The sequence below is a fragment of the Citreimonas sp. genome (assembly GCF_042096055.1).
In the GTDB taxonomy this organism is placed as follows: domain Bacteria; phylum Pseudomonadota; class Alphaproteobacteria; order Rhodobacterales; family Rhodobacteraceae; genus Citreimonas.
Genome location: NZ_JBELMH010000036.1, coordinates 25,122 through 32,847, shown reverse-complemented (window position 1 = coordinate 32,847; position 7,726 = coordinate 25,122). Strand labels below are relative to the sequence as shown.

General features: G+C 67.6%; 8 protein-coding genes and 1 tRNA gene. All 9 read left to right on the top strand.

Annotated features, from left to right (window positions below):
- Nucleotides 1-671 (top strand): formate dehydrogenase subunit alpha (locus ACFDTC_RS09950; protein ID WP_375258723.1); only part of this gene is annotated, 671 nt, incomplete at its 5' end.
- 4 nt (nt 672-675) lie between these two features.
- Nucleotides 676-1,272 carry a formate dehydrogenase FDH3 subunit beta gene (gene fdh3B / locus ACFDTC_RS09945; protein WP_375258722.1) on the top strand — a complete coding sequence of 199 codons (597 nt, stop codon included), beginning with the start codon at nt 676-678 and terminating at the stop codon, nt 1,270-1,272.
- Nucleotides 1,272-2,525 (top strand): formate dehydrogenase subunit gamma, encoded by a 1,254-nt coding sequence (locus ACFDTC_RS09940; RefSeq protein ID WP_375258721.1) that lies wholly within the window; start codon nt 1,272-1,274, stop codon nt 2,523-2,525. Before fdh3B ends, ACFDTC_RS09940 begins: the two co-directional genes overlap by 1 nt.
- Complete coding sequence (locus ACFDTC_RS09935; protein WP_375258720.1) at nt 2,522-2,710, top strand: hypothetical protein; 189 nt, start codon at nt 2,522-2,524, stop codon at nt 2,708-2,710. The genes ACFDTC_RS09940 and ACFDTC_RS09935 overlap by 4 nt, the downstream gene beginning before the upstream one ends.
- 101 nt (nt 2,711-2,811) lie before the next feature.
- Nucleotides 2,812-3,942 (top strand): c-type cytochrome, encoded by a 1,131-nt coding sequence (locus ACFDTC_RS09930; protein WP_375258719.1) that lies wholly within the window; start codon nt 2,812-2,814, stop codon nt 3,940-3,942.
- Nucleotides 3,943-4,058: 116 nt separating this feature from the next.
- Entirely contained in the window at nt 4,059-4,499 is a 441-nt protein-coding gene (aroQ, locus tag ACFDTC_RS09925) for a type II 3-dehydroquinate dehydratase (protein WP_375258718.1), read from the top strand.
- A 74-nt stretch (nt 4,500-4,573) separates the two neighbouring features.
- Nucleotides 4,574-4,650, top strand: a tRNA-Arg gene (locus ACFDTC_RS09920).
- 266 nt (nt 4,651-4,916) lie between these two features.
- Nucleotides 4,917-5,321 carry a hypothetical protein gene (locus tag ACFDTC_RS09915; protein WP_375258717.1) on the top strand — a complete coding sequence of 135 codons (405 nt, stop codon included), beginning with the start codon at nt 4,917-4,919 and terminating at the stop codon, nt 5,319-5,321.
- Between the two features lie 233 nt (nt 5,322-5,554).
- The gene (locus ACFDTC_RS09910; RefSeq protein WP_375258716.1) at nt 5,555-7,690 is read left to right on the top strand and encodes a hypothetical protein; all 2,136 of its coding nucleotides are present in this window, start codon (nt 5,555-5,557) and stop codon (nt 7,688-7,690) included.
- The last annotated feature ends 36 nt before the right edge of the window (nt 7,691-7,726 follow it).

Sequence of the window (7,726 nt, the reverse complement as noted above, 5' to 3'; positions counted from 1 at the left end):
AGATCGAGGCGGTGAACTGGAAGACCGACCTGTCGGGCGGGCTTCAGCGGGTGGCGATCGCGCATGGCCTGGCGCCCTACGGCAACGGCAAGGCGCGCGCCTATGTCTGGAACTTCCCCGACGCCGTGCCGCTGCACCGCGAGCCGCTGCTGACGCCGCGCCGCGACCTGCTGCCGGAATATGCCACCTACGAGGACCGCCGCCTGTGGCGTCTGCCGGTGCTCTACAAGTCGATCCAGGAGGTCAACTACGCCGACGAGTTCCCGATGATCCTGACCTCGGGGCGGCTGGTCGAGTACGAGGGCGGCGGCGACGAGACCCGCTCGAACAAGTGGCTGGCCGAGTTCCAGCAGCAGATGTTCGTCGAGATCAACCGCGCCGACGCCGCCGAGCTGGGCGTGTCGGACAAGGAATTCGTCTGGGTCGCCACGCCCGAGGGCCGGATCCGCGTGGCCGCGATGGTCACGACGCGGGTCGGGCCGGGAACGGTCTTCCTGCCGTTCCACTTCGCCGGTTTCTGGATGGGCGAGGATCTGACCAACCGATACCCGGACGGGGCCGCGCCCTACGTCGCGGGCGAGGCGGTCAACACCGTGCAGACCTACGGCTACGACGTGGTGACGCAGATGCAGGAAACGAAATGCACACTTTGCCGGATCGAGAGGGCCTGAACCCATGGCACGCGCGAAATTCCTTTGCGACACCGATCGCTGCATCGAATGCAACGCCTGCGCGACCTCGTGCAAGAACGAGCACGAGGTCCCGTGGGGCATGGTCCGCCGCAGGGTGGTGACCATCAACGACGGTGAGCCGGGCGAGAAATCCATCGCGATTTCCTGCATGCATTGCACCGACGCGCCCTGCGTGGCGGTGTGCCCGGTCTCGACCCTGTACCAGACCGATATCGGCGTGGTCCTGCACGACAAGGACACCTGCATCGGCTGCGGTTACTGCTTCTACGCCTGCCCGTTCGGCGCGCCGCAATTCCCCAAGGCGACGCTGTTCGGGTCGCGCGGCAAGATGGACAAGTGCACCTATTGCGCCGGCGGCCCCGAGGAGAACGGCAGCGAGGCGGAGTACCGCAAGTACGGGCGCAACCGGATCGCAGAGGGCAAGCTGCCGATCTGCGCCGAGGTGTGTTCCACCCGCGCGCTGCTGGCCGGCGACGGTGACGAGATCGCCGAGATCTACCGCGAGCGGGTGATCGCCCGCGGCTTCGGCGCCGGCGCCTGGGGCTGGCGGACCGCCTACTATCCGGAGGAGCAGGGCTGATGCCACAGGACAGCGTTCACGCCACCCCGCAGACCCACGGCCCCGTCCTCGTGCGCGGCCGCGACTTCAAGGCCTACCGCATCGGCGGCGCGATCGTCGCGGTGCTGCTGGCCATCGCGCTGGCCGCCCAGATCTGGGAGCTGTTCGACGGCGACGCCCGCACGATTCCCGAATACCGCTGGTCGGCCACGGACCACACGCCCGAGCTGGGCGGCGTGCAGGCCTCCGAGCTGGTCATCGCGCGCACCAAGCTGCAGGACGAACGCTGGCGCACCGGCCCGGCGCCCGACGGCGACGCGCCGGACTACGCCTTCGGCAACGAGATCCGTCTGAGCTCGACCCAGATCGAGGACCCCGATCCGCTGCTGACCGAGGCCTGGTCGAACCCCGACAGCGAGGTGCTGCCGGTGATCAAGCCGTCGGAAGAGGTGATCGGCATGTCCTCGCTGCCGTACGTCAACGCCGACCTGTTCGAGCGGCCCTTCGCGCGCGACTGGCGGCTGGGCCTTGCGGACATCGCAACGCATCTGGGCGCGCTGGCGATCCTGGGCTTCAGCCTGCTGCTGGCGCTGATCCTGGCGATCCGTGGCCGCGTGCCGATCGCCGAGGGGCGCAGCGGCCGCACGGTCAAGCGCTTCGGCCTCCTGGAGCGCGCCAACCACTGGATGACGTCCACCTCGTTCATCATGCTGGCGCTGACCGGGTCCGCCATCGCCTACGGCGACACGCTGATCCGCCCCTTCGGCGACGAGTTCCTGGGCGCGGTCGGCTGGCTGGCCACCTGGGGGCACATGATGTTCTTCCCGCCCTTCGCGCTGGGCCTGCTGGTGATGGCCTTCGCCTGGATGCGCCGCAACCTGCCGTCGAAGCTGGACATCGAGTGGCTGCGCCGCGGCGGCGGCTTCTTCTCGGACGATCCCGACAACCCGCCGGCGCGCAAGTTCAACGCCGGGCAGAAGCTGATCTTCTGGTCGGCGATCCTGGGCGGCGCGATCATGATCGTCTCGGGCGTGCTGCTGATGTTCCCGTTCTACTTCCTCGGCCTCGACGGGATGAGCTGGACGATGCTGACCCATGCCATCGTCGGCGTGCTGCTGATCGCGATCTTCATCGGCCACATCTACATCGGCACCGTCGGCATGCAGGGCGCGATCGAGGCCATGTGGGGCGGTGACGTCGACACCAACTGGGCGCGCGAGCACCACGACCTGTGGCTGGACGAGCTCGAGGGCAAGCGGGGAGGCGCGCGATGACCGGCTTTCTGACAGGCACCTTCGCCGCGCTGGTCCTGGCAGTGGCGACGTGGTTCGCGCTGAACGAATTCTCGCAGACCTCGATCCAGCGCGTCTACAACCCGTCGCTGAACCTCGACGGCGTGGACCAGGATTATTCGCCCATCGCGGACACCAACCTGGAAGGCGTGGCCGGCAGCGAGTGACCCGGTCGGCCGGATGCGACGGGGCGCGCCGGTGACGCGCGCCCCGTCCGCGTTTTCGCACCGCCCGCCCCGGACGCGGCCCCGAGACGAAAGGCCCCCGCATGAACATCCACTGGAAAACCGTCGGCGGCACGCTGCTGGTGCTCGCCGTGGTCTTCTTCGTCGCCGCCAGCGCGTGGATCGGGTTCGGCCTGTACAACGTGTCGGCGCGGATGGGGCACTTCCCCGGCATGAGCTGGGTGTTCCACACCACCTACCGCAACGCCGTCTCGCTCTGGTCGGACGAGGGGCGCGCGGTGCCGGACACGCTGGACGACCCGTCGATGATCGCGCTGGGCGCCAAGCACTTCGAAAGCGCCTGCCGCACCTGCCACGGCGCGCCGGGGGCGGTGCGGTCGGCGACCAGCCGGTCGATGCTGCCGCAGCCCCCGCATATCGACGAGGCGGTCGACCACTGGTCGCCGGTCGAGCTGCACTGGATCGTGCACAAGGGCATCAAGATGTCGGGCATGCCCGGCTGGCCCGCCGCGCGGCAGGACGACGTCTGGCCGATCGTCGCCTTCCTGCTGTCGGTCCGCACCGACATGACGCCCGAGCGCTACGAGTCGCTGACAGCCGCGCAGCTTCGCGGACCGAAGGGGCTGTCGCTGTGCACCGCCTGCCACGGCGCGCAGGGGGTGCCGGACAACCCGCACATCCCGCGGCTCGACATCCTGTCCGAGACGTACATCACGCAGGCGCTGACCGCCTATCGCGGCGGCAGCCGGCAGAGCGGGATCATGCAGCACGCCGCCAGCGAAGTGCCCGAGGAAGTGCTGTCGCAGGCGGCGACCGTCTTCGGCAACGCGGCCCCGCCTGCAGGTGACGGGGCAGAGGGCGCAGGCCTGTCCGATCTCGCACGCCGGGGGCGCGAACTGGCCTTCTCGGCCCGCATGCCGGGCGAGGACGCGTCGCCCGCGCCCGCCGAGGGCGTGGCCGCCTGCCGCGTCTGCCACGGCCCCTGGGACGAGGAGCTCGATCCCGATTATCCGTCGATCGCGGGGCAGAACGCCCCCTATCTCGAGGCGCAGCTTCGCCTCTGGCGGGCCGAGATGCGCGGCGGCGGGCCGATGGCGGGGATGATGCACTACGCCTCGCAGAACCTGACCGACGCCGACATCGAGGCGCTGGCCGCCTACTACGCCGCCCTGCCCCCCGCCCGCCTGAACGAGGTCCGCGACCCCTATCGCTGAGCACGCGCGTGGCCGCGCAGGCACACCGCGGCGGCTTCGCGCGGTTCGGGCGGCGCGCGGGTCGACCCCGCGGGCGATGTGCGGGATGAAATGGCCAGCACAACCCCGAGGTCCCGATGCCCGCCACTATCTTCGTCCTCAACGGTCCGAACCTGAACCTGCTGGGCAAGCGCCAGCCCGAGATCTACGGCGCCGAGACGCTGGAGGATGTCGAGCGCCGCTGCCGCGCGGTGCTGCCCGAGGGGGTCGACCTGCGGCTGCTGCAATCGAACCACGAGGGGCAGCTGATCGACTGGATCCACGAGGCGCGCGAGGCCGCCGCCGGCATCGTGATCAATCCCGGCGCCTTCACCCACACCTCGATCGCGATCCTCGACGCGCTGAACGCCTATGACGGCCCGGTGATCGAGGTACACATCTCGAACGTGCACAAGCGCGAGAGTTTCCGGCACCATTCCTATGTCAGCCTGCGCGCCGACGGCGTGATCGCGGGCCTCGGGATCGAGGGCTACGAGGCCGCGGTGCGCCGGATCGCCGGGCTCGTCCCGGGCACCTGACGCGCCTGTGCGAGCCCGCCCGCGCACAAGACCCTTGGACGCGCCGCCGGGCTGCGCTAAGCGTCGGGGCGCGCGGCCCCGTAGCTCAACTGGATAGAGCAGTTGACTTCTAATCAACAGGCTGAGGGTTCGAGTCCTTCCGGGGTCGCCAGCGTCTTCCCACCATCGCACTCGACGTAACCTGCAGCGTGGTCGGGCCGTGCCGTCATCTCAGCCGCACGCGTCTTTGAATAGCGCCTTCATTTGATGGCATGAAATTCCGCGTCCTGCGGACTTGCCCGGGAAGCTGCCTTGCCGAAATTACCGGACCAACCCTAGTCGCGAATTTCTTCTTCGCGCATAAGGCGATTCGTGATACAGAAATTCCCACACATTTTTCATGACTAAATCATTTGAACGATGACAGGGAACCATGCCATGGAATCTTGGCAGGATATATTCCTCATTCTCACGCTAATTCTGTACAATGGCGCAATTCTGGTGGCCGCGATGCGCATCGGCAGGGCCGACCTGCCAGGGCTTCTCAAAGAGAAGTCCTCGGAACCGATGATCCGAGGAGGCGCTTCGGAGACCGACCAGCCCGGACCGGATTCCGGCCTCTCCCTGCCCGCCAGTTCGAGCCGCGTGTCAGGCGCGATCGGAGCGGGCGTGCTGGCCAGTTTTACATGGGCGATCGGCAACATCCTTCTGTTCAAGGCGATGCATGCGCCGGAAGAGATCGAGACCCTGCTGTCGGGGATCGGAAGCTTCTACCTCGCGGGCTCGGCCCTGTTCGCGCCGTACGCATTCAACAAGCTCTCGACCGCTTTGACGGGCCGATAACGGAGCCATTGCAGAATCGCATTGCGTTGCACGTGACGTGAGTCGCGGACCGGACTCCATTTCAGGGAGAACACGCCATGTGACGGAATTCATTTCGGCAAATTGAGCCCGGGCATCATTGCATCGCCCGCTGTCGAAGATGCTGCGCCATTTTCAACGCAGCGACCCGAACCCGCATTCCATCGGGTACGGATTGATCGAAATTCATTTCAAGAAACAGGGGAAATAATCAAATGACTTTCAGACCGTTCGAAGGCCAGGCGCGCCAGACCCGCACGGCCAAGCTTCGCAAGGCCGCCGCCCAGGCCCCGCACGCCGTCTTCACCGAACTGGTGCCGACGGAACCCAACATGGACGAGGCGAGCTTCGGCGGCGAGGCGCTGCCGTCCACCTTCACGAAGGGGCTTCGTCACGACGAATACGGCTTCGTCACCGACACGGACGACGTGGACGAATTCCGCAAGAACATCAACGACGATCCCGCCACGGACTTCGAGACCTCCCGGCCCGGCATCGCGCCGCACGAATACCACAGCACCCTTGCGACGACCAACGGCAAGCCGGGATGGCGCGGTTGGGAAAGCCCGCGGACCGGGCACTTTCACGACGTCGAGGGCGCGGATGCCGACGCGATCGGCATGGCGCCGGCGCCCAGGCTGAATGTCTCGGACAGCGCCTCGAATGCCGAACTGGCCGCCGAGATGGCCGAGGTCTACGCCATGGCGATCCTGCGCGACGTGCCTTTCACGGAGATCCAAGAGGGGCAGGGCGTCGATATCGGCGCGGGCGAAGGGACGGACGCGCAGACGGCGCTGGACGTGCCCTCGGTTCTGCAGGGGCTGAACACCGTGCCCCACTTCGCGACAGGGGCGGGCGCCGAAAGCCTGTTCACGCGCCGCCGCCTGGCCGCGCGGTTCGTCGACCCGGCGGATTACGACGTGGACGCGCCTCCGGGACCGTCGACGATCGCCGGCACCAACATCTTTCGCGGCTCCGGGCCGGGCGCGAAGGCGGGTCCCTACATCTCGCAGTTCATGCTGATCGGCAACGGCGGGCTGGGCGCGGGCAACGAGGCGCACCCGCTGGACGGCTACATCGCCTACGGCAACCAGGTGATCGACCAGCGCGTTCGCGTGTTCGAGCCGCATGTCGACTACATGACGAACTGGTTCCAGTGGCTGGACGTGCAGAACGGCGCCAGCAAGGGCGGGTGGCACAGCTTTTCCCTGGGGCGCCGGTTCATCACCACGCCGCGCGACCTGGCGACCTACGTGCGCTTCGACGCGCTGTACCAAGCCTATCTCAACGCGTGCCTGATCCTGTTGCAGCCGTTCGGGGACCCCGGTCAGCCGTTCACGGCGCAGGACGGCTTTTCTGATCAGGGCGGGCTTGCGCGCACGCCCTTCGCGTCCTTCGGCGGCCCGCACGTGCTGTCGCTGGTGACCGAGGTCGCGACCCGCTGCCTCAAGGCCGCGCGACGCCAGAAGTTCAACTATCACCGTCGCGCCCGGCCCGAGAAGATCGCGGGGCTGCTGACGGTGGGCAAGGCGGTGCGCGACGGGCTGCTGAAGGATCAGCCGCCGGCCGGCTACGGCGACAAGACCAGAGAGGCGGTCGAGAGCCTGCTGGACGATCTGGGCAGCATGCTGGGCCTCGTCGATCACCACAACGTCCTGCGCGAAAACGGGTACGGGCGTCGCTTTACCTCGCCGCGGAACGGCGATGTCGCCAACGGGGTCGACACCAGGTGGCTGAAGAACGGCGACGGCAAGAACCTGTTGCTGGCCATGGCCTTTCCCGAAGGCTCGCCCATGCACCCGGCCTATGCCGCGGGGCATGCCACGGTCGCCGGCGGCTGCGTCACCATGCTCAAGGCGTTCTTCAAGACCGTCGACCCCGTCTCGGGCGCGCCGGTTCCGTGGCACGACACGGGCCTGCCGGCGGCGGTTCCGACGCCCGACGGCCTTGCGCTGACCGAGGACGGCGTGGATGCCGGCGTACTGACCGTCGAAGGCGAGCTGAACAAGCTGGCCGCGAACATCTCGATCGGGCGGAACATGGCCGGCGTCCACTTCTACTCGGACTACTACGACAGCCTGCGGATGGGCGAACGGATTGCGGTCAGCATCCTGCTGGAACAGCTCTACGGCTACACCGAGCCGGTCGAGATGGTCTTCCGCAGCTTCGACGGCGACCTGGTCACGCTGAAGACCGCCGGGAACGGCACCGCGGACGTCCAGATCGAGACGTCGCAGCGGAAGCCCGTCGACTACCACACGTGGTGGTACCGCCACATGGTCGATCCGACCGTTGCGCCGTCGGGATCCACCCCCGACGATGGTGAGGAAGCGCAGACGGTTTCCGTCTGACGAGCCCTTCCCCGTGGCGGCGGTTCGACGTGTCGA

What these genes read in the sequence shown, in the direction of transcription:
- fdh3B (WP_375258722.1), top strand. Translation starts at nt 676, where the DNA reads ATGGCACGCGCGAAATTCCTTTGCGACACCGATCGCTGCATCGAATGC.
- ACFDTC_RS09940 (WP_375258721.1), top strand. Translation starts at nt 1,272, where the DNA reads ATGCCACAGGACAGCGTTCACGCCACCCCGCAGACCCACGGCCCCGTC.
- ACFDTC_RS09935 (WP_375258720.1), top strand. Translation starts at nt 2,522, where the DNA reads ATGACCGGCTTTCTGACAGGCACCTTCGCCGCGCTGGTCCTGGCAGTG.
- ACFDTC_RS09930 (WP_375258719.1), top strand. Translation starts at nt 2,812, where the DNA reads ATGAACATCCACTGGAAAACCGTCGGCGGCACGCTGCTGGTGCTCGCC.
- aroQ (WP_375258718.1), top strand. Translation starts at nt 4,059, where the DNA reads ATGCCCGCCACTATCTTCGTCCTCAACGGTCCGAACCTGAACCTGCTG.
- ACFDTC_RS09915 (WP_375258717.1), top strand. Translation starts at nt 4,917, where the DNA reads ATGGAATCTTGGCAGGATATATTCCTCATTCTCACGCTAATTCTGTAC.
- ACFDTC_RS09910 (WP_375258716.1), top strand. Translation starts at nt 5,555, where the DNA reads ATGACTTTCAGACCGTTCGAAGGCCAGGCGCGCCAGACCCGCACGGCC.